Source organism: Sphingomonas sp. 1185 (genome assembly GCF_040544655.1).
Lineage (GTDB): Bacteria > Pseudomonadota > Alphaproteobacteria > Sphingomonadales > Sphingomonadaceae > Sphingomonas.
The window spans coordinates 59,779-81,439 of record NZ_JBEPKL010000001.1 but is presented as its reverse complement, the minus strand read 5'-3'; the positions used below and the strand labels follow the sequence as shown (position 1 = coordinate 81,439).

General features: G+C 68.1%; 22 protein-coding genes and 1 tRNA gene. 7 read left to right on the top strand and 16 right to left on the bottom strand.

All coding sequences use genetic code 11. The features are described 5' to 3' along the window. Positions 1-191: 191 nt before the first annotated feature. The 3 genes from ABIC44_RS00395 (at position 192) to ABIC44_RS00385 (ending at position 3,609) form a co-directional block, all read left to right on the top strand. Positions 192-500, top strand: a complete 309-nt coding sequence (locus ABIC44_RS00395) for a UrcA family protein (protein WP_354293011.1) — start codon at positions 192-194, stop codon at positions 498-500. A 127-nt stretch (positions 501-627) separates the two neighbouring features. Next, positions 628-2,268, top strand: a complete 1,641-nt coding sequence (locus ABIC44_RS00390) for an inorganic phosphate transporter (RefSeq protein ID WP_354293009.1) — start codon at positions 628-630, stop codon at positions 2,266-2,268. A gap of 66 nt (positions 2,269-2,334) precedes the next feature. Then, positions 2,335-3,609 carry an MFS transporter gene (locus ABIC44_RS00385; protein ID WP_354293008.1) on the top strand — a complete coding sequence of 425 codons (1,275 nt, stop codon included), beginning with the start codon at positions 2,335-2,337 and terminating at the stop codon, positions 3,607-3,609. Here ABIC44_RS00385 and rsmD read toward each other — a convergent pair. Together rsmD and ABIC44_RS00375 are read right to left on the bottom strand one after the other, a co-directional pair. After that, a complete protein-coding gene (gene rsmD, locus ABIC44_RS00380; protein ID WP_354293007.1) occupies positions 3,600-4,136 on the bottom strand; it encodes a 16S rRNA (guanine(966)-N(2))-methyltransferase RsmD in 537 nt (178 codons plus the stop codon). The two genes, ABIC44_RS00385 and rsmD, sit on opposite strands and share 10 nt — an antisense overlap. Further along, a complete protein-coding gene (locus ABIC44_RS00375; RefSeq protein WP_354293006.1) occupies positions 4,136-5,512 on the bottom strand; it encodes a pseudouridine synthase in 1,377 nt (458 codons plus the stop codon). Before ABIC44_RS00375 ends, rsmD begins: the two co-directional genes overlap by 1 nt. 106 nt (positions 5,513-5,618) lie before the next feature. On the opposite strand from ABIC44_RS00375, the gene ABIC44_RS00370 reads away from it, so the two are divergent. Together ABIC44_RS00370 and ABIC44_RS00365 are read left to right on the top strand one after the other, a co-directional pair. Next, on the top strand, positions 5,619-6,050 hold the full coding sequence (locus ABIC44_RS00370) for a response regulator (RefSeq protein ID WP_309695513.1): 432 nt from the start codon (positions 5,619-5,621) through the stop codon (positions 6,048-6,050). Positions 6,051-6,133: 83 nt separating this feature from the next. Further along, the gene (locus ABIC44_RS00365; protein ID WP_354293005.1) at positions 6,134-7,462 is read left to right on the top strand and encodes an AmpG family muropeptide MFS transporter; all 1,329 of its coding nucleotides are present in this window, start codon (positions 6,134-6,136) and stop codon (positions 7,460-7,462) included. Here the strand turns inward: ABIC44_RS00365 and ABIC44_RS00360 are convergent. The 13 genes from ABIC44_RS00360 to ABIC44_RS00300 all read right to left on the bottom strand — a co-directional run bounded on the left by ABIC44_RS00360 (position 7,452) and on the right by ABIC44_RS00300 (position 19,415). Then, complete coding sequence (locus tag ABIC44_RS00360) at positions 7,452-7,880, bottom strand: DUF6628 family protein (protein WP_307098835.1); 429 nt, start codon at positions 7,878-7,880, stop codon at positions 7,452-7,454. The genes ABIC44_RS00365 and ABIC44_RS00360 overlap by 11 nt on opposite strands. 92 nt (positions 7,881-7,972) lie before the next feature. Further along, positions 7,973-9,292, bottom strand: coding sequence for a bifunctional folylpolyglutamate synthase/dihydrofolate synthase (locus ABIC44_RS00355; RefSeq protein WP_354293003.1), 1,320 nt, complete (start codon positions 9,290-9,292; stop codon positions 7,973-7,975). A 97-nt stretch (positions 9,293-9,389) separates the two neighbouring features. Then, positions 9,390-10,244, bottom strand: coding sequence for an acetyl-CoA carboxylase, carboxyltransferase subunit beta (accD, locus tag ABIC44_RS00350; protein WP_309695507.1), 855 nt, complete (start codon positions 10,242-10,244; stop codon positions 9,390-9,392). Then, a complete protein-coding gene (trpA, locus tag ABIC44_RS00345) occupies positions 10,241-11,053 on the bottom strand; it encodes a tryptophan synthase subunit alpha (protein WP_309702625.1) in 813 nt (270 codons plus the stop codon). Before trpA ends, accD begins: the two co-directional genes overlap by 4 nt. Beyond that, positions 11,050-12,282, bottom strand: a complete 1,233-nt coding sequence (trpB, locus tag ABIC44_RS00340) for a tryptophan synthase subunit beta (RefSeq protein WP_309695503.1) — start codon at positions 12,280-12,282, stop codon at positions 11,050-11,052. The genes trpA and trpB overlap by 4 nt, the downstream gene beginning before the upstream one ends. A gap of 48 nt (positions 12,283-12,330) precedes the next feature. Continuing rightward, positions 12,331-12,972 carry a phosphoribosylanthranilate isomerase gene (locus tag ABIC44_RS00335; protein ID WP_309702629.1) on the bottom strand — a complete coding sequence of 214 codons (642 nt, stop codon included), beginning with the start codon at positions 12,970-12,972 and terminating at the stop codon, positions 12,331-12,333. Between the two features lie 37 nt (positions 12,973-13,009). Further along, complete coding sequence (pyrF, locus tag ABIC44_RS00330; RefSeq protein WP_354293002.1) at positions 13,010-13,684, bottom strand: orotidine-5'-phosphate decarboxylase; 675 nt, start codon at positions 13,682-13,684, stop codon at positions 13,010-13,012. Positions 13,685-13,691: 7 nt separating this feature from the next. After that, positions 13,692-14,012 carry a hypothetical protein gene (locus ABIC44_RS00325; RefSeq protein ID WP_307098822.1) on the bottom strand — a complete coding sequence of 107 codons (321 nt, stop codon included), beginning with the start codon at positions 14,010-14,012 and terminating at the stop codon, positions 13,692-13,694. Positions 14,013-14,111: 99 nt separating this feature from the next. Continuing rightward, positions 14,112-16,394, bottom strand: coding sequence for a patatin-like protein (locus ABIC44_RS00320; protein ID WP_354293001.1), 2,283 nt, complete (start codon positions 16,392-16,394; stop codon positions 14,112-14,114). Continuing rightward, positions 16,394-17,089 (bottom strand): endonuclease/exonuclease/phosphatase family protein, encoded by a 696-nt coding sequence (locus ABIC44_RS00315; protein ID WP_307098819.1) that lies wholly within the window; start codon positions 17,087-17,089, stop codon positions 16,394-16,396. The genes ABIC44_RS00320 and ABIC44_RS00315 overlap by 1 nt, the downstream gene beginning before the upstream one ends. Before the next feature lie 53 nt (positions 17,090-17,142). Then, positions 17,143-17,217, bottom strand: a tRNA-Thr gene (locus tag ABIC44_RS00310). A gap of 19 nt (positions 17,218-17,236) precedes the next feature. Beyond that, a complete protein-coding gene (locus ABIC44_RS00305) occupies positions 17,237-18,091 on the bottom strand; it encodes a hypothetical protein (RefSeq protein WP_354293000.1) in 855 nt (284 codons plus the stop codon). Beyond that, positions 18,081-19,415: a replication-associated recombination protein A gene (locus ABIC44_RS00300; protein ID WP_354292999.1), complete on the bottom strand. Its 1,335-nt coding sequence runs from the start codon at positions 19,413-19,415 to the stop codon at positions 18,081-18,083. The genes ABIC44_RS00305 and ABIC44_RS00300 overlap by 11 nt, the downstream gene beginning before the upstream one ends. A 116-nt stretch (positions 19,416-19,531) precedes the next feature. On the opposite strand from ABIC44_RS00300, the gene ABIC44_RS00295 reads away from it, so the two are divergent. Then, entirely contained in the window at positions 19,532-20,140 is a 609-nt protein-coding gene (locus ABIC44_RS00295) for a PadR family transcriptional regulator (protein WP_502959808.1), read from the top strand. Continuing rightward, entirely contained in the window at positions 20,137-20,427 is a 291-nt protein-coding gene (locus tag ABIC44_RS00290) for a DUF2218 domain-containing protein (protein WP_354292998.1), read from the top strand. Before ABIC44_RS00295 ends, ABIC44_RS00290 begins: the two co-directional genes overlap by 4 nt. A 3-nt stretch (positions 20,428-20,430) precedes the next feature. On the opposite strand, the gene ABIC44_RS00285 is transcribed toward ABIC44_RS00290, so the two are convergent. Then, positions 20,431-21,576, bottom strand: a complete 1,146-nt coding sequence (locus tag ABIC44_RS00285; RefSeq protein WP_354292997.1) for a glycosyltransferase family 4 protein — start codon at positions 21,574-21,576, stop codon at positions 20,431-20,433. Between the last annotated feature and the right edge of the window lie 85 nt (positions 21,577-21,661).

The following is a 21,661-nucleotide window of genomic DNA, read 5'->3' as shown; positions in this document are numbered from 1 at the left end:
ACGTTGGCCGCCGGGGCAACCTTCGGCCGTTCGATGGCGATGCTGTGTCATAGCGGGATATGTCACACGGGCGTCCCACGCCCGACCCGAAACCGACATGCGGGCGGCCTAGGGCCGGTGCGTGCCGACGAGCGACGCGGTGGAAACACCGACGCCGCCGTGACGGGCATGACCCCATGCAGGAGCTTCCCATGAGCAAGATCTTTGCCGTCGCCCTTGCGACCTCGTTTTTCCTGTCCGGCGCCTCCGTTCAGGCGCAGCTGCGCGAACCGGTCAGCATCAAGGTCCGTCACGTCGATCTCGATCTCCATCGACCCGATCACCGGGCGATGCTCGACGCCCGCATTCGCCGCGCGGCGGCGATCGCGTGCGGACCCATGACCAATGATCTGGCGCAGAACGAAGGCGTAGCGCGGTGCCGCGCGGAGATGCAGGCCGACGCCGCCGTGAAGGTCGCCGCGCTGCTCGCCGCCCCCGTCATGCTGGCCAGCACGCGATAAGGGCCTGTCCGGGATAGGGCGGGACGTCGCACGAGGGCGTCCCGCCGCATCCCGGCATGGCATTCGCCACGGCTCACGGGCCCGGCGTCATAAAAACGTCACCTCCGTGGCGCAACGGACGTTCATCATGACACCTTATGCGCTTGCCGGCGGGGAATCCGAATCTCGCGCTCGTGGACCGAAGCTCGATGCGTCGCTGCATCCGTCGGGGCGGTGGATTTTCCTCGCGCTGATCGTTGGCGGCCTGGCCTATGCGGGGGGCAGCATCGTGACTGACACGGCGCGGGTCGGCGAGCCGATGGCGGTTGGTGTCTTCGCCTTTCTGGGCCTCGCTCTGCTAATTGCGCTGGGGTTCGAGTTCGTCAACGGCTTCCACGATACCGCCAATGCGGTGGCGACGGTGATCTATACCCATTCGCTCCCCGCGCCGGTGGCCGTCATATGGTCGGGTTTCTTCAACTTCCTCGGCGTCGTCACCTCCACCGGCGCGGTCGCCTATTCGATCATCACCCTGCTGCCGATCGACCTGATGCTGCATGTCGGATCGGCGGGCGGGTTCGCGATGATCTTCGCGCTGCTGCTGGCGGCGGTGATCTGGAATCTGGCGACCTGGGCGGTGGGGCTGCCCAATTCGTCCAGCCATGCGCTGATCGGGTCGATCCTGGGAGTCGGCCTCGCCAACCAGCTTCTGTCCAGCATCCCCGGCACGTCGGGCGTCGACATGGAGCAGGTGCGGAAGGTCCTCTCCGCGCTGCTGTTCAGTCCGCTGATCGGCTTTGCCGGTGCGCTGATGCTGCTCCTCGTCATGAAGCGTTTTTTCCGCGACGACCGCCTGTATCGCGAACCCGAGGGCGATACGCCCCCGCCGCGCGGCATCCGGGCGTTGCTGATCTTCACCTGCACGGCGGTCAGCTTCGCGCATGGCGGCAATGACGGGCAGAAGGGGATGGGGCTGATCATGCTCATCCTGATCGGCTGCGCGCCCACCGCCTATGCGCTCAACCGGACGCTGCCCGAAAGTGCGATGCCCGCCTTTGTCCGCAGCGCCGACATCGCCTCCGCCGCCTATGCCGCGCACGGCACCGGCCACGCGGTCCCGCTGGACCAGGCCCGCGCCGCCGTCGTCGATGGCGTACGCGCCAAGACGATCGATACGCCGCAGGTCTATGAGGGCCTGTCGGTCCTGTCGCACGACATCGGCGAGCGGATCGCCGATTACGGTACGCTCAGCCGCGTACCGGCGGCGGTCGTTCCCAATCTGCGCAACGATATGTATCTCGTTCTCGATACCACCCGGATGGTGACCAAGGACGAAGGTGCCAAGAGCCGTTTCACCGCCGGCCAGATCGAGTCGCTCAACGGTTATGCCAAGCAGCTGGAGCGCGGCACCCGCTATATTCCGCTCTGGGTGAAGATCACGGTCGCCCTGGCGCTGGGCCTGGGGACCATGGTCGGCTGGCGGCGCATCGTGGTCACGGTCGGCGAGCGGATCGGCAAGACGCATCTGACTTATGGCATGGGGGCGGCGGCCGAGCTGATGACGGCGGCGACGATCCTGCTCGCCGACCAGTTGGGGCGGCCGGTGTCGACCACGCATATCCTGTCCTCCGGCGTCGCCGGTGCCTCGGTCGCCAATGGCGCCGGGCTCCAGGCGCGGACGATCCGCAACATGGCGCTCGCCTGGGTCATGACCCTGCCGGTCGCGATGTTGCTGTCGGGTACGCTCTATTGGCTGCTGCTCAAGTTGACCGAGGTGCTGGCGGGCTGATCCGGCCCGCCGGGTCGCAGCTTATAGGCCTTTACGACGGCATTTGGCTTCTGCCACAGCGGGCGGATGACCCGTGCCTCGACACCTTCGCACCGCCATATCCTGCTGGCCAGCCTGACTGGGACGGCGGTCGAGTTCTACGATTTCTACATATATGCGACGGCGGCGGCGCTGGTGTTCGGGCCGCTCTTCTTCCCGGCCTCCTCGGCGGCGGCGCAATTGCTGCTGTCCTATGCCAGTTTCGGGCTTGCCTTTGTCGCGCGGCCGGTCGGGGCGATCGCCTTTGGTCACTTCGGCGACCGGGTCGGGCGCAAGTCGACACTGGTGGTCAGCCTGATGCTGATGGGCGGATCGACCGTCGCCATCGCCTTCCTGCCGACCTATGCGCAGGCGGGCTGGATCGCCCCGTTGCTGTTGTGCATCGCGCGACTGGGGCAAGGCCTTGGGCTGGGCGGCGAATGGGGTGGTGCGGCGCTGCTGGCGGTGGAGAATGCGCCGTCGGGGCGGCGCAACACCTGGGGCATGTTTCCCCCGCTCGGCGCGCCGGTCGGCTTCATCCTGGCGAACGGCTTTTTCCTGCTCCTGGGTCTCGTCCTGACCGATGCGCAATTCCGCGCCTGGGGGTGGCGACTGCCGTTCCTGGCCAGCGCGGTGCTGGTGATGCTTGGCCTGTGGGTCCGCCTGCGGCTGACCGAGACACCGGATTTCGCCGAGGCCAAGCGGACCGAGGCCCTGCCGCGTGTGCCGATCGCGACGCTGTTGCAGGGGCATGGCCGTGCGCTGCTGGCGGGGACGGGCGGGGTGATCGCCTGTTTCGCCATCTTCTACCTCGCGACCGCCTTCGCGCTGGGCTATGGCACCAGCGCCCTCGGCTATCCGCGTGAGGCGTTCTTGGGCGTCCAGCTCGTCGCGATCCTGTTCCTGGCGCTGGGCGTCGTGGTGTCGAGCGTGATGGCCGATCGCCGTGGCGCGCCCATGATGCTGGCGCTGGGCTTTGCCGGATGTGCGCTGGTCGGCGTCGCGATGGGGCCGATGCTGGGATCGGGATCGCTGGCGATCGTCTTCGTCTGGCTGGCGGCGGCGCTGTTCGTGATGGGCTTCGCCTATGGACCGCTGGGCGGTTGGCTGCCCGCGCTGTTCCCGGCGGGGGTGCGCTATACCGGCGTATCGATGACCTTCAATCTGGGTGGGATCATCGGCGGTGCGCTGGCGCCGATCGCGGCGCAGGCGCTGACCGAGCGCGGCGGGCTGAACTGGGTCGGCGGCTATCTGGTTGCCGCGGGCCTGCTCAGCCTCGCCGGGCTGGCGTTGATGCGGGGGCGGAGCTTGGCTCAGCCCTGACGCAACAGGGTCAACCGCGCCTTGCCATGGACGCGCGAGGCGTCGACGACGAAGCCCGGCAGGTCGATCTCTTCCTGCTTGGCCGTCTCGATGCTGATCCAGGTGCCCGCCGCCACCCAGCCCAGTCGGGTCAGCTTGTCGAGCGCCACGACGCCCGCGCCGGTGCCATAAGGCGGGTCCATCAGGATCAGGTCGAGCGGCTGGCGCGCGGGGCCCAGCGCCAGCACCGAGGTCGCCCGGACATCGCCCTTCGCCCCCAGCTTGGCGAGATTGGCGCGTAGTGCGTCCAGCGCCCCGCGATCCTGCTCGACAAACAGGCAGGACGCCGCGCCGCGCGACAGCGCCTCGATCCCCAGCGCGCCCGATCCCGCGAAGAAGTCGCCGACCGCCAGCCCCTCGAAATCGCCCAGCCGCGCCGCCAGCATCGAGAAAAGGGCTTCGCGCGTGCGATCCGCGGTCGGGCGCGTGACGTCACCCTTGGGCGCGACCAGCGGGCGGCCCCGCCACTCTCCGGCAATGACGCGCATCAGCGATTTCCTCCCGGACGACCGGGCCGTCCGTTACGCCCACCGCCAAAGGGGCGTCCGCCGCCCGATGGTGCGGGCGGTCGCGGACCCCGCGACGGCCGATCACCGCCCGAGGGGCGCTCGTCGCGACCACCCCGCGCCGAGGGCGCCGCGTCGGACCGCGCCCGGAACGAACGATCCCCTCCGGAGGGGCGTTCGCCGCCACGCGCGGGTCTTTCGTCACGAGCGCCGCGTCCCGTGGGTCCGGCATCCGGACGCGCCCGGAAGGGACGTTCGGTGCCCCGTGCAGGCCGATCCTCGCGAACGGCGCGCCCGCTCGGTCCGGCATCGGTCCGGGAGCGAAAGGGACGCTCCCCCCCGGCCAGCCGTTCGCCACGGGCAGGACGCTCGTCACGCCCACCGCGCCCCGACGGGGCGTTTTCGGATCGCGGGCGGAAGGAACGCTCCTGCCGGTCGCCGGAGCGTGGCGCACCGGGACGCGCGCGCTCGCCGAACGGTGTCGAAGCGCGAGGCTTGGCGTCGCGCCGGGGCGTGGCATCCTGGTCCGCCGTGCGCCGCGCCTCGGGCCGGGCCGGGCGTTCCGGCTTGGCATTCGTGGGCGGCGTGCGGAAACCGGCGCGGGGCGTCGGGCGGACGGCATCGGCGGGGATACCGCCCAGCAGGGTCTTGCGGAACTCGACGATCTGCGCGCCCTTGACCTCCCCGATCTCGCCCACCGGCAGATCGTCCAGGACGAAGGGGCCATAGCGCAGGCGGATCAGACGGCTGACCTGGAGGCCGAGATGTTCGAGGACGCGCCGGACCTCGCGATTCTTGCCCTCGCGCAAGGTCATCTCGATCCAGACATTGGCGCCCGTGCGACGCTCCAGATTGGCGTCGATCTGGCCATAGCGGATACCGTCGATCTCGACCCCGTGGATCAGATCCTCGAGCTGCGCCTGGGTGATGTCGCCATAGGCGCGTGCGCGATAGGTCCGCTCCACCCCGGTCGCAGGCAGTTCCAGCTGGCGCTTGAACCCGCCATCGGTGGTCAGCAGCAGCAGTCCTTCGGTATTGAGGTCGAGCCGCCCGACCGGCACGAGGCGGGGAAGCCCGGCGGGCAGACGGTCATAGATGGTCGGCCGCCCGGCGGGATCGCGTTCGGTCACCAACAGGCCGTTGGGCTTGTTGTAGAGGAACAGCCGCGTCGGCTCGGGCGCGGCGACCTGTTGGCCGTCGACCGTTACTCCGTCGAGCGAGGAAAGCAGCGTCGCGGGCGTGTCGATCGTCGTGCCGTTCAGCGCGACCCGACCCTCGGCGATCATCCGCTCGACTTCCCGGCGCGAGGCGACTCCGGCCCGGGCAAGCAGCTTGGCGATACGTTGTTCTGGTGTCATGATCCACGCTGATACATAGGGTGTCGCGCAAAGGAAAATATTTGCGTCGTTTCCCCCGACAATGCGTTAGGCGCAAGAGCGGGCAAGAAAGACGGGCCGATACGGGATGAGACTCTTCGGGCGAAAGAAGCGACAGCTGACCAAGCTGTTGGTGGTCGAAGACGAACCGCTGGTCGCGTTCGACACCGAACATGTCCTGACCGACGCCGATTACGAGGTCGTCGCGACCGTTGACCGGGCCAGCAAGGCGGTGACGCTGATCGAGGGGGACACCCCTATCGACCTCGTTCTGGCGGATGTCAGGCTGGCCGACGGCAGCGGACTCGACGTGGCGCGCGCGGCGCGGGCGCGGGGCATACCGGTGCTGTTCCTGACCGGAACGCCGCCCGACGAGGCGGACGGATTGGCCGAGGGCATCCTCATGAAGCCCTATGGCCCGCGCGAGCTGCTGGGTGCGATCACGGTCATCGAGGAGCGCCGGACCGGCAAGCCGCCGAGCCGTCTGCCCGCGGGCTTCCGCCTGTTCGCAGGCGCCTGACGCCGCCGTCATCGGCGACATTGCCCCCATCGGCCAAGCCCTCTACGGTCCGCGCTTTGCAGTCGAGGCGAAACGGATCGGGTATGGCGAGTGGGCGTTGGGTGGATGCGGTAAGGCCCTATATCGAACCGGCGCCGCTCGCCGCACTGGCGCTCGGCATATCCTCCGCCTTTCCGCTGACCATGATCAACGCGACCCTGGCGAGCCGTCTGGCGGAGGCGGGGATCGAGAAGAAGAGCGTCACCGCCTTCGCGCTGGTCATCCTGGCCTATAATCTCAAATGGCTGTGGGCCTGGATCGTCGAGGGGGTGAAGATCCCCGTCCTGCACCGTCTGGGCCAACGCGTATCCTGGCTGTTCGTCGTCGCCGCGCTCGTCTGTGCGGCGGCGGTCGGGCTGGGGCTTTCGGACCCCCGCGTCTCGCTGGCGCAGACGGCCATGGCCGCGATCGCGCTGGGCATTGCCGGTGCGACCTTCGACATCGTGATCGACGCCTATCGCATCGAATTGCTGGAGCCGCGCCAGCTGGGCGTCGGTGCGGGCATGGGGCAATATGGCTGGCGCATCGGATCGGCGCTGGTCGCTTCTCTGTCGCTGGTGATCGCGGCGCGGGCGGGGTGGAGCATCGCCTATATCGTCAGCTGCGCCTTCGCGCTGCCCGCGCTGCTGACCGCGCTGATCATGGGTGAGCCCGCGCGGCATGCCGAAATCACCGCGCGCCGCCCGGCCGAGGGGATCGTTCGCGCGGTCGTCGGCCCCTTTGCCGAGTTCTTTCGGCGGCAGGATGCGGTTCTCGTGCTGGCCTTCATCCTGGTCCACAAGATCGGCGACACGCTGGCCAATCTGACCTTCCGCCTGCTGTTCAACGATCTGGGCTTTTCCAAGGACGAGATCGCCTTTTACGACGTCGGGGTCGGTTTCTGGGCGCTGCTGGTCGGCGTGTTCGTCGGCGGCATTCTCTATGCCCGGCTGGGCATGAAGCGATCGGTGATGATCAGCCTGGTGCTGATGGCAGTGTCCAACCTGTCCTTCGCCGGGCTGGCAGCGGCGGGGCACAGCAATCTGGGCATGGCGGGCGCGATCGGGTTCGAGAATTTCGCGAGCGGGATCGGCGGCGTCACGCTGGTCGCCTATTTTTCGGCCTTGACCGATCTGCGTTTCACCGCCGCGCAATATGCCCTGATCTCGGCCGCGACCAGCGTGTTGGGGCGTATCCTGAGCGGAACGACGGCGGGGGCGCTGGTCGAGCGGTTCGGCTATGTCGATTTTTACCTGCTGACCACCGTCATCGCCTTGCCTGGCGTCGTCCTGTTCGGCTGGATGGCGCGGTCGGGGATGATCGACCGCTCGATCGGCAGCGCGGGCGTCGAGGGGGAAGGCGACACCCGCGCCGACGTGGCCGTCAAAGGCTGATCGGCCGCCCTTCGTCGGCGAAGGCGGCGCTGACCGCCGCCGCGCTGGCGAGGACTCCGTCGATCCGCCGGGCGCCGAGCAGATCGCTCATCAGGAAGCGCGCCTTTTCCGGCGCCACCTCCATCTGCGCCAGGACGGTGAGCAAGGCCGCCTCCGCCGCCGTCATCCGCCCGCAGCAGCACGGCGCGATCGCGATCTGGCCCGAGGCATGCGCCGCGAGATCGGCCATCAGCGTCCGCATCAGGATAAGCGGGCGGCGAAAATCCTGCCCGAAGACGGTGAACAATGTATGCGCCGCCCGCGCATCGGCCAGCCCGTGCGCGCCCATCCGGCGGATCGCGAACAACGCGATCCGGGCATGGGGGCAGGCCGGGAGCATATGGGGCAGGGCAGTGGCGAGCGTGGTGGTTTCGGCCATCGGGCGGGACTCCGTATTTGCCCGCTCATGCTAAACCGTCGCTATTGATAGTCAATCGCAAATAAAGCGTGATGCGTTATCGGTTCGTCGCATCATTGCGGCACCTCGTCATTCGCTTCCAGAACCTGTCCCGCCAGATAGAGCGATCCGGCGATCAGAACCCTGGCGGGGCGGTCGAAATGCCCGGCGATCCGCGACAAGGCGTCGGCCGGATCGGTGGCGGCTTCGGCCGACAGACCCTGGCGGCGCGCCTGCTCGGCCAGGTCCTCGGGCGCGTGGCAGGCATGATGCGGCACCGGCACGGTCACGACTAGGTCCACCATAGCGCCCAGCCTATGCAGGACGGGCCCGGCATCCTTGTTGGCCAGCATGCCCAGCACCAGCGCGGAAGGCCCTTGCGCCTTCCACCCGGCCATCGTTCGCGCCACCGGCGTCGCGGCAGAGGGGTTGTGCGCGCCGTCCAGCCAGCATTCGCTTCCCTTGGGCAAGACCTGCGTCAGCGGGCCGGATGACAGTCTCTGCATCCGCGCGGGCCAGTGCGCCTGCGTCGCTGCGGCCTGGAGCGCGCTATCGGGGATCGTCACCGCCGCCTGATGCCGCGCCATGGCCACCGCCAGGGCCAGATTGCGAGACTGGTGCGGGCCCGACAGGCCGGGGCGGGGGAGGGTGATCGTGCCCTGCCGGTCCTCGTAGAGAATGGCCTTGCCATCGGATCGGCTGAACCAGGCTTCCCCACGCGCCAGCATCGGTGCGCCAGCAGCCTCGGCGACCTCCGCGATCGCCTGTCGCAACGGCCGGGCATAGTCCATCGTCACCAGCGGGGTGCCCGCCTTGGCGATCCCGGCCTTTTCGCGAGCGATGCCGGTCAGGCTGCTGCCCAGAAAGGCCTCATGGTCGATCCCCAGCGCCGCGATCCCGCATATGGCGGGGGGCGGCAGGATGTTGGTCGCGTCGAGCCGCCCGCCCAGGCCCACCTCGACGATGGTTGCCGCCGCCGGGGTCCGCGCAAAGCAGAGAAAGGCGGCGGCGGTCGTCACCTCGAAGAAGCTCGCGCCGATCCCCTCGGCATGGTCGAGCACCTCGTCCAGCACGGAGGCCAGCTCAGTGTCGTCGATTAACCGCCCGCCAAGCCGGATACGCTCGTTGAAGCGAACCAGATGCGGGCTGGAATAGACATGCACCGCCTGGCCCGACGCCTCGATCGCGGCACGCAGAAAGGCACAGGTCGATCCCTTGCCGTTCGTCCCGGCGACATGGAAGACCGGCGGCAGATGATGCTGTGGATCCCCCAGCCGGGCGAGCAGCGTCGTGATCCGTTCCAGCCCCAATATGTCCGCCCCCGGCGACAGCGACCAGAGCCGGTCGAGTTGCGCCTGCACGGCGGGGTTTTGGGATCGGGCATGATCGGGCATCGGCCGGTCTCGTGAAGGGAATGAAAAAGAGGCGGACCTCTCGGCCCGCCCCTCTAGTGGCGTCGCGGCGAAAAGGCGACGCTTCGCGATCGGGATGTCAGGCGGCCTGACGCGAGGCGGTCAGATAGCCGATGACCGTCGCCAGCCGCTCGCGCAGATCGTGGCGATGGACGACCATGTCGAGCATGCCGTGATCCAGATAATATTCCGAAGTCTGGAAATCGTCGGGCAGCTTTTCGCGGATCGTGCTCTCGATCACGCGGCGGCCGGTGAACGCCAAGGTCGCCTTGGGCTCGGCGATCTGGACGTCGCCCAGCATCGCATAGGCGGCCATCACACCGCCCGAGGTCGGGTCGGTCAGCACGACGATATAGGGCAGGCCCGCATCGTGCAGCATCTGGATGGCGACCGTGGTGCGCGGCATCTGCATCAGGCTGAGGATACCCTCCTGCATCCGCGCGCCGCCCGAGGCGGTGAAGATCACATAGGGGCAGTTGTCGGCGATCGCCGCCTCGACGCCGCGCACGAACGCCTCACCCACGGCCAGGCCCATCGAGCCGCCCATGAAGGCGAAGTCCTGTACGCCGACCACGACCTTGTTGCCCAGGATCGTGCCGCGCGCATTGACCAGCGCGTCGGCGTCGCCGTTATTGGCACGGGCGACCTTCAGGCGGTCGGTATAGCGCTTGGAGTCGCGGAATTTCAGCGGATCCTCGGGCACCTTGGGCGGCGACAGCTCGGCGCAGCTGCCCTCGTCGAACAGGTGCCGGAAACGCGCCTTCGGCCCGATGCGGTCGTGATGATCGCATTTCGGGCAGACGTTCAGATTGTCTTCCAGCTCCTTGGTGAAGACCATCTGCCCGCATCCCTTGCACTTGTGCCAGAGATTGTCGGGCGTCTCCCGCTTGGCGACGAAGGGGATGACGTTGCGGACGCTGTTGAGCCAGCTCATGCGAGTTCCTTGCGCGCGTCGGCGATCGCCGACGACAGAGTTTCAATATAGGCACGGACCGGGGCGGGCGCCGCCGCGCCATGTTCTCCGACCAGATCCACGATGGCGGAGCCGACGACCACGCCGTCGGCGACCCGGCCGATCGCCGCCGCCTGGTCGGGCGTACGGACGCCGAAACCCACCGCGACCGGCAGGTTCGTCGCCGCCTTCAGCCGGGCGACCGCATCCTCGATCGAGGATTGCGCCGCCTGCTGCTGGCCGGTGATGCCCGCGACGGAGACATAATAGAGGAAGCCATCGGCACCCGTCAAAATCGTCGGCAGCCGCACGGCGTCGCTGGTCGGGGTCGCCAGCCGGATCGAGGCGATGCCCTTATCCCGCAAGGCGACGCCCAGCGCGTCGTCCTCTTCGGCGGGCACGTCGACGCAGATCACGCCGTCCACGCCTGCGCCAGCTGCGGCCTGCGCGAACCATTCGGGGCCGCGCACCGTCATGGGATTGGCATAGCCCATCAGGACCAGCGGCACTTCGGCATGGCGCGCGCGGAAGGCGCTGGCGATCGCCAGCACGTCGGCGGTGCGGGTGCCCGCCCCCAGGCTGCGGATATTGGCCTTCTGGATCGCGGGGCCGTCGGCCATCGGATCGGTGAAGGGCATGCCCAGTTCGATCAGGTCCGCGCCACCCTCGACCAGCGCGTCGAGGATCGCGGCAGTGTCGGCGGGGGTCGGATCACCAGCGGTCACGAAACAGACGAGCGCGGCGCGCCCCGCCGCACCGCAGCGGGCGAAGGTGTCGGCGATCCGGCTCACATCTTGGCTCCCAGCGCTTCGGCGACGGTGAAGATGTCCTTGTCCCCCCGGCCCGAGATATTGACCAGCACGATCTGGTCGCGGTTCATCAGCGGCGCACGGCGGATCAGGCCGACCAGCGCATGGCTGCATTCCAGCGCGGGAATGATCCCCTCGACCTTGCAGCACAGCTGGAACGCGTCGAGCGCCTCGGTGTCGGTCACGCCCTCATAGACGACGCGACCGGTGTCGTTCAGCCAGCTATGCTCGGGCCCGATGCCCGGATAGTCGAGCCCGGCCGAGATCGAATGCGCCTCGGCGATCTGGCCGTCCTCGTCCTGCAGCAGATAGGTCTTGTTGCCGTGCAGGATACCCGGCTTGCCACCGGTCAGGCTGGCGGCATGCTGGGTGGTGTTCAGGCCATGCCCTGCCGCCTCGATGCCCAGCATCGCGACCTCGGGATCGTCGAGGAAGGGGTGGAACAGGCCGATCGCGTTCGATCCGCCGCCGACCGCGGCGATCAGCAGGTCGGGCAGCCGTCCTTCGGCCTCGAGAATCTGCGCCTTCGACTCGGTGCCGATGACCGCCTGGAAGTCGCGGACCATCTCCGGATAGGGATGCGGTCCCGCCGCCGTGCCGATGATGTAGAAGGTGTCGTGGACATTGGCGACCCAGTCGCGCAGCGCCTCGTTCATCGCGTCCTTCAGCGTCTGCGCGCCCGAGGTCACCGGGCGGACCTCAGCGCCGAGCAGCTTCATGCGGAAGACGTTGGGCGCCTGACGCTCGATATCGCGCGCGCCCATGAAGATGGTGCAGGGCAGGCCGAAGCGCGCCGCCACCGTGGCGGTCGCGACGCCATGCTGCCCCGCGCCCGTCTCGGCGATGATCCGCGTCTTGCCCATGCGCTTGGCGAGCAGGATCTGGCCGATGCAGTTGTTGATCTTGTGCGCGCCGGTGTGGTTCAGTTCCTCGCGCTTGAAATAGACCTTCGGCCCCTTGCCCTCGGGCGCACTGGCGCGGAGCGTCTCGGTCATGCGTTCGGCATAGTACATCGGGCTGGGACGACCGACATAATGGGTCATCAGGTCGTCGAACTCGGCCTTGAAGGCCGGATCGACCTGCGCCGCGCGATATTCGCGCTCCAGGTCGAGGATCAGCGGCATCAGCGTCTCGGCGACATAGCGGCCGCCGAAATCACCGAAATGGCCGCGCTCGTCGGGCTGCGCACGGAAGGAATTGGGGGCGTTCATCTCGTTTCCCTTGGGCGTTTGCAAAGGCGACCCCTGCAAACGATCCTGTCACTGATTTGTCGCAACGGCTTTAAGGAACGTCGCGATCTTGTCCATATCCTTGACGCCGGGCGCGCTCTCGACGCCGGAGGATATATCGACCAGTGGCGCGCCGGTCCGGCGGATCGCCTCGCCCACATTGCCCGCGTCCAGTCCGCCCGACAGTGCCCAGCGGAGCGGATGGCGCACCCCGTCGAGCAGGCTCCAGTCGAAGCGCAGCCCCATGCCGCCCGGCAGCGATGCGTCGTCGGGCGTCTTGGCATCGTACAGGATACGCGTCGCCGCTCCGGCATAGTCGCGGACCTTGTCGACATCGGCGCGCACCTTGATGGCGACCGCGGCCCAGACCTCGCGGTCGAATTTCGACCGGATCGCCGCCACCCGCGCCGGGGCGGTGCGGTGGAGCTGGATCGCATCGAGCATTCCAGCGCGCACCGCGGCCTCCAGCAGTTGGTCGTCGGGATCGACAAAGACGCCGACACGCTGGACATGGCCCGGGACCCGCCCCGCCAGTCCCGCCGCAACGTCGAAGGTCAGGTGGCGCGGCGAGGCGGGGAAGAACACGAAGCCGACATGGCTCGCCCCGCCGCCCAGCGCGGCGTCGAGCGTGGCGGGGGTCGTCAGTCCGCAGATCTTGGCAGTGGTCGTCATGGCCAGCTCCGAAAAGAGAGGACTGTCGCGAATATCGTCAAAGCGTCGCGGCGATCGCCCGCGCGGCGGCGTCGGGGTCTTCGGCCTGGGTGATCGGGCGGCCGATGACCAGGATCGAGGCCCCGGCGTCCAGCGCGGCGCGCGGGGTCACCACGCGCTTCTGGTCGCCGACGGGACCATCCGTCGGACGGACGCCCGGCACCACGAAGAAGCCCTTGGGCCAGGCCTTGCGCACCGCCGCGACCTCGGCACCCGAACAGACGATGCCGTCCACCCCGGACTCGGCGGCCAGATCGGCGAGGCGACGGACGTGATCGGCGGGCGAGCCGGTGACGCCGGTATCCGACAGGTCATTGGCGTCGAGGCTGGTCAGCATCGTCACCGCCACCACCTTGGTGCCGGTCGGCGCGGCGGCCTTGGCATCCTCCAGCATCGCGCGGCCGCCGCTGGCATGGACGGTCAGGATCGCCGGGGCGAGCGGCCCCAGCGACTGGACCGCCTTGGCGACGGTGTTGGGAATGTCGTGCAGCTTCAGGTCGAGGAAGATGGGCAGCCCGATATGCGCCATCTCGCGCACGCCCCCCGCGCCGTGCGCGCAGAAGAATTCCAGCCCCAGCTTCAGCCCGCCGACATGATGGCGGACCTTGTTCGCCAGCGCCTGGGCACGGGCGAGGTCGGGGGTGTCGATCGCGACGAAGATGCGGTTGCTCATAAAGGGATCAGACCATGGGCTGGGGGGTGGCGATGGGCTGGGCGGCGACCGGGCCGGTGGCGGCATAGGCGTCGGTCTCCGCCGAGACGGCGGCCAGCGAACGCTCGGCCGCGCTCAGCCGCTGGCGAAGACGCCAGCGTGCCGCATGCTGCCAGATCAGCGTCGGGACCAGCCCCATCAGGAAGGTCAGGAACAGGAGAAGCGGCAGGTTGACGTCGGCCACCAGCCCGCCGACCAGCCGGATCGGCACGGTCGTCCAGTTCCCGATCGTGAAGGCCGCGGCCAGAAAGGCCAGCAGGCACCAGAACAGCATTTTCAGGAACTGCATGCGCTTCTCCGCGTCATTCTCTCGTCCGAACGCCCTACAGGCACCGGACATCGCTTGGCGAGGCGGGTCTAGCGGCGTTGGTCCGGCATGACCAGCCTGTCAGCCGATCTCCTGGCGAAGCGAGGCGATCAGCGGGGCGATCGCGGTCAGCCGCGCCTCCTCCTCGTCCAGGATCGCCAGGAAGGCCCGGCGCTTGAACGCGGCGACGCGACCCGGCTTCAGTCGGATGGTGGGGGGCAGGGTGGAGATGGCGATGTCGATCATCCGCTCCGCCCCGTGCAGCCGGCCCCACAGATAGTCGTTCTCGCGGTAGCTGCGGCTGAAGAACGCGCCGAAGGTCAGGAACTGGATCCCCTTCAACGTCGCCTCCGCGCCGCCGGAACGGATCGCGGTGGCATCGTCGGGGGCGATGCGATCGACCTTGATCGGATCGAACTCGTCCAGTCCCTCGCCCTGGAGCAGCGGCAGGGTCGCCACGTCGAAATAGGGAAAGCCCAGATAGGTCAGCAGCAGCGTCCGTCGAGCGACCCGGGGCAGCCCGGCAAAGGCCGCCGCCAGCCGTGCATCGGCCTCGCCATCGAGCCGGATCAGGTCGAACCGCGCCGCGATCCGGTCGAGCAGCGCCGCGCCATCGTCGGGCATGTTGCGGAGATCGTCCGCCCCTATGGCATCCGCGCTGCCATGCTGGCGTTCCAGATAGTCGGCGAGCGAATCATAGATCGCGTCGCGCACCGGGGCGAGCTGGGCCTCGCTGTGATCCGCCTCCAGCTCGGTCAGCCGCCGCGCCAGCAGGCGCAGCCGCCGGATGCGATAGCCCAGGTCGAAGGCGCGCAGGAAGGTCTTGGCGCCGTTGCTCGGGCCGCCGGTGAAGGAGATGGCATCGCCCTCGACGCTGCGTGCCGCGATCGTCCGCTCGACCATCGCGCGCAGCCGGATACGCCGTTGCGGCCCTTCGTCGCCAATGGCGTCGGACAGCAGCGTTGTCAGCGCGTCGATGACGTTGGCGACCTTCAGATGCCCATAAGCGGCATAGCTGAACCCGGCCTTTGCAGCGGCCGCCGCCTGGGCGCGGACACGCCAGGACGCCAGCCGTGCGGCGGTGGGACGGTCGAGGAAGAAGGTGCCGCCGAACAGCTGCTCGATCTCCAACTCCACCTCTTCGCGGATCGCGGCGACGATCGCCTGCATCCGGTCGATCCGCCCCGAGCGGGCGGCGATCGCCTCCAGATTGTCGCGGATGGGCTGTTGTCGGGGAAGTTCGCTGATCGCGCCGATGATCGTCTGGAAGAAGCCGGGATGGCCGCCGCCGCCGGGCAGGCGGAAATGCATGCCCGGAAAGGGATCGATATAGACGAAGCGGCGATCCACCTGCCGCCGGGCCGGTCGCCGACCCAGCGCATCGATGGCGGGACGGAAGGGTGCGTTGACCAGCACCGATCCGTCAATCAGCACCGCCTTGTCCGCCGCCCCCGCCGCATGATGGCGCGGCAGGACGCGGCGCAGGAAGGTGTCGCGGCTTTCCCAGCTCTGGTCGCGGCTTTCGAGCACCCGGTCCAGCTCGCCGACCGTGAAGGGCGGAAATGCGCCGGGAAAGCTCGACGTCGCGCGCGCGGCGAACACCAGTTCCGGGATGGCCGCCAGCCTGCCGCCGCCGCTGTCGGTGAAATCGACCACCATGCGATGTTCGGTCTCCACCACCTCGCCCGGCGAATGGAGCCGCAGCCGCTGGGGCTGGCCGGTGAAATCGGTGACGGTGACGAACAGGTCGAGCGGCTGGCCGGGGGGAAGCAGGCGCTTGCCCGCCGGGGCCGCCGCCATCCGGTCGAAGGCATCGAGCAGCCGGGCGGTGAAGGCATTGGCGGCGAAGGGCGGCTCGAACCAGCGGGAGCGGATGAGATGGCCGACCTTGCGTCGCACCTCCTCGCGCGTTTCCTCGTCCAGCAGGTCGAGCTTCTCGCCGCTGCGGCCCGCCGCCATCCATGCGATCGGCATCGCCCACATCTTGGAAAAGCGCGAGGTCGGCGCAGCCTCCGGCGCGATCAGCGATTCGATGTCCGCCGCCTCCAGCCAGAGGTCGGTCAGCGGATCGAGCGACTGGCCGGTCGCAAGTGCCTGCCCCAGGAAGATGCCGTTGATCCCCCCGGCGCTCGCCCCCGCGATGATGTCGGCCAGAATACGCACCCGCACGCCGCCGCGCGCCGCCATCTCGTCCAGCAGATCGTGATAGACCGCATCGACCGCCGAGGCGGGCTCGTCGCCTTCGTGCGAGGCGCGGCTGGCGCGCACCACCCGCCAGATTTCCTTGGTGATGCCGTGCATATAGACGGCCAGGCTGATCCCGCCATAGCAGACCAGCGCCAGCCGCAACTCCTTCTCGCGCATCAATGCCGTCCGATCATCGCCCAGATGGGCAGATGATCCGATGCCTTGCGCGAGGTGGCCGTGGCATGAACGCCGCAATCGGCGATGCGCAATTCGGGCGATACCATGATCCGGTCCAGCCGCCCGATCGGCCGCCGGGCATGAAAGCTGGGCCCCGTCTCGGCCAGGGTGAAGTCCCGCGTAAAGTCGCGCAGACAGCCGGCGGCGCGTGTCCACTCGTTGAGGTCGCCCATCATCACCGTGGGATGGCGATCGATGCAACTCGTCAGATGCGAGATGATGGCCGCCGCCTGCCGCCGCCGCCACAGCCCCGACAGGTCGAGATGCATCCCCACCACCCGCAACACCCCCGCCGTGGTGCGCAGATCGGCCATGACGGCGCCGCGCGGCTCCAGCGAGGGGAGGTGGATCGCCTCGAAATCCAGGATCTCGGTCGACTTGCGCACCAGGATGGTATTGCCGTGCCAGCCGAGCGAGCGCGCCTTCATGCCATAGACGATGGGCTTCCACGCGCTATGCTCGTCGAGCAGATGCAGCGGGATCACGCCCTCGCGCTCGCCGAAGCGGCGATCGGCTTCCTGTAACGCGATGATGTCGGCATCGACCTCGCGCAACACGTCGAGGATACGGTCGGGATTGCGGCGGCGGTCGGCGCCGATCCCCTTGCGGATATTGTAGCTCGCGACCTTGATCATTTCGCGACTGAAACGCCGCGCGGGGCGTTTGGTGCCACCCAGGGTCTGGGAGGTGGTGCCGGATGAGGGGATCGAACCCCCGACCTTCGGTTTACAAAACCGCTGCACTACCGCTGTGCTAATCCGGCGTTGCCGATCCCCCTAGCGTCAAGCGACGCCAAAGGTCCAGCCCTCCGTTTGTGCGATCTGCGGGGTAAGACCCGCCGGGCGCCACAAGTCGGGTCGCGCCGCGACCTTGCGCAACCATGCGGCGGTCAGGATCGCGTCGGTGCTGTGGTCGTCATAGACGGCCAGGGTATCATGGGCCCGGCCGCCGAGATGCAGCAGTGCGGCATCCAATGTCTCGGCGCTCCGCATCTTGCTGCGCCCACGGGGTCGCCCGGCGTCGCGCGCAGCGATCGTGGTATAGATTTCCACCACCGTCATGCCGGCGGGCGGCACGGGATCGAACGGCCAGATGGCGACCTGTCCGTCCAGTCGGTGCAGCAGCCGCATGCCCGAAAAGCTGGCCTTGGCGACCTGCGACGCACCGATCGCGTCATAGACGGTCGAGGGTTTGCGGGTGCCGTCGACCGCGACCTCGCAGCGGCGCCAGTGGAGGAAATCCGCCTTTCGCCCATCGGCGACACCGAGATAGAAATGCCGCCCCCGCCGCGCCTCGAGAAAGCTGCGCGCGCCCAGATCGGGATCGTCGCAGCTCCGCTCGATATGGGCCCAAAGCGCGCGGGCGTCCGGCGTGGCGGGATCGCCGGGAAGATGCGCGCCCCGCTCGACAAAGGGGGCGGAGAAGCTGAAGTCGAAACCGACCAGCAGCGGTTCATGCCGCCGTGCGATCAGCCATGCCGCAATGCCCTCCCGCGACCAGGCCCGCCCCGGCGGCGCGACGATGCGAGGCGCGGTGTCGCCACGAGCACAGCGGGCCATCCGGATGCCGGAATGCGCCGTGCCCTGCGCGCCCGACCAGTCGATCGCGACGAATTCCGTAAAACGATCAGCCTTCATCGCCGCCGCCCTGGAGCGCGCGCCGCCGCTCGTCCCACCAGGCCATGCGTTCGGCAATCCGCTTCTCCAGGCCACGGCCGGAGGGCTCGTAGAAGGGCTGGGGCGGCAGTTCGTCGGGCCAGTAATTCGCCCCCGAAAAGCCGCCATCGGCGTCATGGTCATATTGATAGCCCGCGCCATATCCGATCTGCTTCATGAGCTTGGTGGGCGCGTTCAGGATATTGGCGGGCGGCATCAGCGATCCCGTTTCCTTCGCGGTCCGCCAGGCCTGTTTCTGCGCCTTGTAGGCCGCATTGGATTTGGGCGCGGTCGCGCAATAGAGACAGGCCTGCACGATCGCCAGCTCGCCCTCCGGCGAACCCAGAAACTCATAGGCATCCTTGGCCGCCAGGCACTGGGCCAGCGCCTGCGGGTCGGCCAGGCCGATATCCTCGATCGCGGCGCGGGTCAGCCGACGGAGCACGTAGAGCGGCTCCTCTCCGGCGGTCAGCATCCGGGCGAGATAATAGAGCGCCGCCTGCGGATCCGATCCCCGGATCGATTTGTGCAGCGCGGAGATCAGGTTGTAATGCCCCTCGCGATCCTTGTCGTAGACGGCCACGCGGCGCTGGAGAAAGGATGACAGCCCTGCGGCGTCGAGCGGCTCCGGGAGGTCGACCGAGAACAGCGTCTCCGCCTGGTTGAGCAGGAAGCGGCCATCGCCATCGGCACTGGCGATCAGGGCCTCGCGCGCGCCGTCCAGCAGGGGCAGGGGGCGCTCCATCACCGCCTCGGCCCGCTCCAGCAATTGTTCGAGCGCGGATTGTCCCAGCCGGTGGAGGATCAGCACCTGTGCCCGGCTGAGCAGTGCGGCGTTGAGTTCGAAGGAGGGGTTCTCCGTCGTCGCGCCGACCAGCGTGACCGTGCCGTCCTCGACAAAGGGCAGGAAGCCGTCCTGCTGCGCGCGATTGAAGCGGTGGATCTCGTCCACGAACAACAAGGTGCGCTGCCCCATCCGGGCATGCTCGCGCGCCTCGGCAAATACCTTCTTGAGATCGGCCACGCCGGAAAACACCGCAGAGATCGCGGCGTAGCGCAGGTTCACCGCGGCGGCGAGCAGGCGTGCGATCGTCGTCTTGCCCGTGCCCGGCGGTCCCCAGAGGATCATCGAGGACAACCGCCCCGCCGCGACCATCCGCCCGATCGCCCCGCCGGGTCCGGTCAGGTGATCTTGCCCCACGACATCCTCCAACCGCTCCGGGCGAAGACGGTCGGCGAGCGGCGCGTTCGTCGGGGGCGGGGCGGGAGAGGGGGCGGGGTCCATGCCCGCGAACAGATCGGCCATGCCTCCATGTAGGAAATGGGAATGCGATCGTCACCTCTCCATCAAGATATATCGCAAAGCATCTTGACGCTATTCGCGAAAGATATATCTTGATGCTATCGAAACAAGGAAGATTTATGCGACACCATCATCACAGGGGCGAGCACGGCGATGGCCACTCGCGCGACCGGTGGCATTTCGGGCCGCCCGATCGGGAAGGCATGTTCCGGGGGCCACGCGGCGACTGGTTCATGGGTGGCGAGCGTCCCGGCGGCGGGCGTCGTCCGCGCATGTTCGACGGCAGCGAACTCCGCCTCGTCCTGCTCCGGCTGATCGCCGACGAACCGCGCCACGGCTATGATCTGATCCGTGCGATCGAGGCGCTGACCGGCGGTGCCTATGCCCCCAGCCCGGGCGTCATCTATCCGACGATCACGCTGCTCGACGAAATGGGCTTCATCGAGGAACAACAGTCCCAGGGTGCCAAGAAGCGCTTCGCCGCCACCGATACGGGGCTTGCGCATCTTGCCGAACATGCCGAACAGGTCGAGGCGCTGATCGCCCGACTGAGCGCGCTTGGCGAACATCGCGAGCGGGTCGACTCGGCACCGATCCGGCGGGCGATGGGCAATCTGCGCGTCGCGCTGGGCGAGCGGTTCGGGAGCGGCGATGTTTCGCAGGACATGCTGCACCAGGTGGCCGCCATGATCGACGAACTGGCCCAGAAGGTGGAGCGACTGAAATGACCATCTCCGTCACCCGCGTACCGACCTTGTCGGCCAGCCGCTATCTCCAGCAGCTCGCCAAGCATTGGAGCCACAAGATGGAGGTGGTCTTCACCCTGGAAGAGGGGACCATCACCTTTCCCAACGGCTCGCGGCTGGAAATGCGTGCGGCCAGCGAGACGCTCGACATCGTGCTGCACGTGCCCGAAGACGGCGACACGGCCCGGATGCGCGAAGTGGTGTCGAGCCATCTCGACCGTTTCGCCTTTCGCGAGGCGCCGCTGACCTTCGACTGGCGCGACGGTTGAGCGTCAGGCCCGTTCGGCAAACAGCAGGCGATAGGCGTCGATCACCGCCTCGTTCACCTTGTCCCACCGGTAATCGGCAACGCGGGCCTGTCCCGCCTCGCTGTACCGGCGGCGCAGGTCGGGATCGGTGGCGATCCGCTCCAGCGCGTCGGCATAGCCGGTGATGTCGCGCGCGCCGACCAGATGGCCGGTCTCGCCCTCGACCACCAGGTCCATCGCCCCGGTGGCATTGGCCGCCACCACGGGCACGCCCGCCGCCATCGCCTCGGTCGTGACGTTGCCGAAGGTCTCGGTCACGCTGGGGTTGAAGAAGATGTCCATCGACGCGACGGCCCGGCCCAGATCGTCTCCGGTCTGATAGCCTGCGAAGATCGCATCGGGCGTCGCCTTGGCGAACCAGTCCTGTGCGGGGCCTTTCCCCACGACCAGCACCTTGTGCGGCACGCCCCGGCGGCGCAGCTCGGCAAGCGCCTCGGCAAAGACGTCGAGACCCTTTTCCTTGACCAGTCGACCCAGGAAGCCGATCGCCACCTCGTCGTCGCCGATGCCCAGCGAACGCCGCCATTCCAGGCTGCGGCGCGAAGGGCGGAAACGGTCGTGATCGATCCCGCGCGACCAGATGCTCATCGGCGGCGTCACGCCCCAGCCGCGCAGCAGGGCGACCATGCTGGGGCTGGGGGCGACGATGCGGTCGAATTTGTTGTAGAAGCGGGTGAGCAACCGGATGATCGCCGATTCCAGAAAGCCGAGGCCGTAATAGGCCGGATAGGTCTCGAACCGGGTGTGCACCGATGCGAGCGAGGCGACCCCCTTGTCCCTTGCCCAGCGCACCGCCGCATGACCCAGAAATTCGGGGGCGGAGACATGGACGATATTGGGCGCGAACGCCTCCAGATCGGCGCGCACGCTGGCGGGCAGGCCGCGCGCCAGCTTATAGTCGGCGCGCAGCGGCATCGGGATCGACGGCACGTCGACCAGATCGCCCACCGGCGGAAAGGCCGGGGTCGAGGAAGTCGGCGAATAGACGCGCACCGCGACTCCGCGCGCGAGCAGATGGCCGACGAGCAGGTTCAGACTCTGGTTCGCGCCGTCGCGCGTATAATTATAGTTGCCGCTGAACAGGGCGACACGAAACTGATCTGGGGTCATGGAATCCTGCCCATAGCCGGGTGACGCCCGGATGACCACTCCCGTGCACATGCTGCGCTCTGTTCCATTTACGTTCCGCCGACGC

Bases quoted from the DNA above. Each gene is read 5' to 3' on its own strand.
- accD (WP_309695507.1), bottom strand. From the start codon at position 10,244: ATGAGCTGGCTCAACAGCGTCCGCAACGTCATCCCCTTCGTCGCCAAG.
- ABIC44_RS00295 (WP_502959808.1), top strand. From the start codon at position 19,532: ATGCGACACCATCATCACAGGGGCGAGCACGGCGATGGCCACTCGCGC.
- ABIC44_RS00360 (WP_307098835.1), bottom strand. From the start codon at position 7,880: ATGGCCGAAACCACCACGCTCGCCACTGCCCTGCCCCATATGCTCCCG.
- trpB (WP_309695503.1), bottom strand. From the start codon at position 12,282: ATGAACGCCCCCAATTCCTTCCGTGCGCAGCCCGACGAGCGCGGCCAT.
- ABIC44_RS00395 (WP_354293011.1), top strand. From the start codon at position 192: ATGAGCAAGATCTTTGCCGTCGCCCTTGCGACCTCGTTTTTCCTGTCC.
- ABIC44_RS00305 (WP_354293000.1), bottom strand. From the start codon at position 18,091: ATGAAGGCTGATCGTTTTACGGAATTCGTCGCGATCGACTGGTCGGGC.
- ABIC44_RS00365 (WP_354293005.1), top strand. From the start codon at position 6,134: ATGGCGAGTGGGCGTTGGGTGGATGCGGTAAGGCCCTATATCGAACCG.
- ABIC44_RS00375 (WP_354293006.1), bottom strand. From the start codon at position 5,512: ATGACACCAGAACAACGTATCGCCAAGCTGCTTGCCCGGGCCGGAGTC.
- ABIC44_RS00315 (WP_307098819.1), bottom strand. From the start codon at position 17,089: ATGATCAAGGTCGCGAGCTACAATATCCGCAAGGGGATCGGCGCCGAC.
- ABIC44_RS00355 (WP_354293003.1), bottom strand. From the start codon at position 9,292: ATGCCCGATCATGCCCGATCCCAAAACCCCGCCGTGCAGGCGCAACTC.
- ABIC44_RS00300 (WP_354292999.1), bottom strand. From the start codon at position 19,415: ATGGCCGATCTGTTCGCGGGCATGGACCCCGCCCCCTCTCCCGCCCCG.
- ABIC44_RS00390 (WP_354293009.1), top strand. From the start codon at position 628: ATGACACCTTATGCGCTTGCCGGCGGGGAATCCGAATCTCGCGCTCGT.
- ABIC44_RS00325 (WP_307098822.1), bottom strand. From the start codon at position 14,012: ATGCAGTTCCTGAAAATGCTGTTCTGGTGCCTGCTGGCCTTTCTGGCC.
- ABIC44_RS00285 (WP_354292997.1), bottom strand. From the start codon at position 21,576: ATGACCCCAGATCAGTTTCGTGTCGCCCTGTTCAGCGGCAACTATAAT.
- ABIC44_RS00370 (WP_309695513.1), top strand. From the start codon at position 5,619: ATGAGACTCTTCGGGCGAAAGAAGCGACAGCTGACCAAGCTGTTGGTG.
- ABIC44_RS00385 (WP_354293008.1), top strand. From the start codon at position 2,335: ATGACCCGTGCCTCGACACCTTCGCACCGCCATATCCTGCTGGCCAGC.
- rsmD (WP_354293007.1), bottom strand. From the start codon at position 4,136: ATGCGCGTCATTGCCGGAGAGTGGCGGGGCCGCCCGCTGGTCGCGCCC.
- ABIC44_RS00320 (WP_354293001.1), bottom strand. From the start codon at position 16,394: ATGCGCGAGAAGGAGTTGCGGCTGGCGCTGGTCTGCTATGGCGGGATC.
- ABIC44_RS00335 (WP_309702629.1), bottom strand. From the start codon at position 12,972: ATGACGACCACTGCCAAGATCTGCGGACTGACGACCCCCGCCACGCTC.
- ABIC44_RS00290 (WP_354292998.1), top strand. From the start codon at position 20,137: ATGACCATCTCCGTCACCCGCGTACCGACCTTGTCGGCCAGCCGCTAT.
- pyrF (WP_354293002.1), bottom strand. From the start codon at position 13,684: ATGAGCAACCGCATCTTCGTCGCGATCGACACCCCCGACCTCGCCCGT.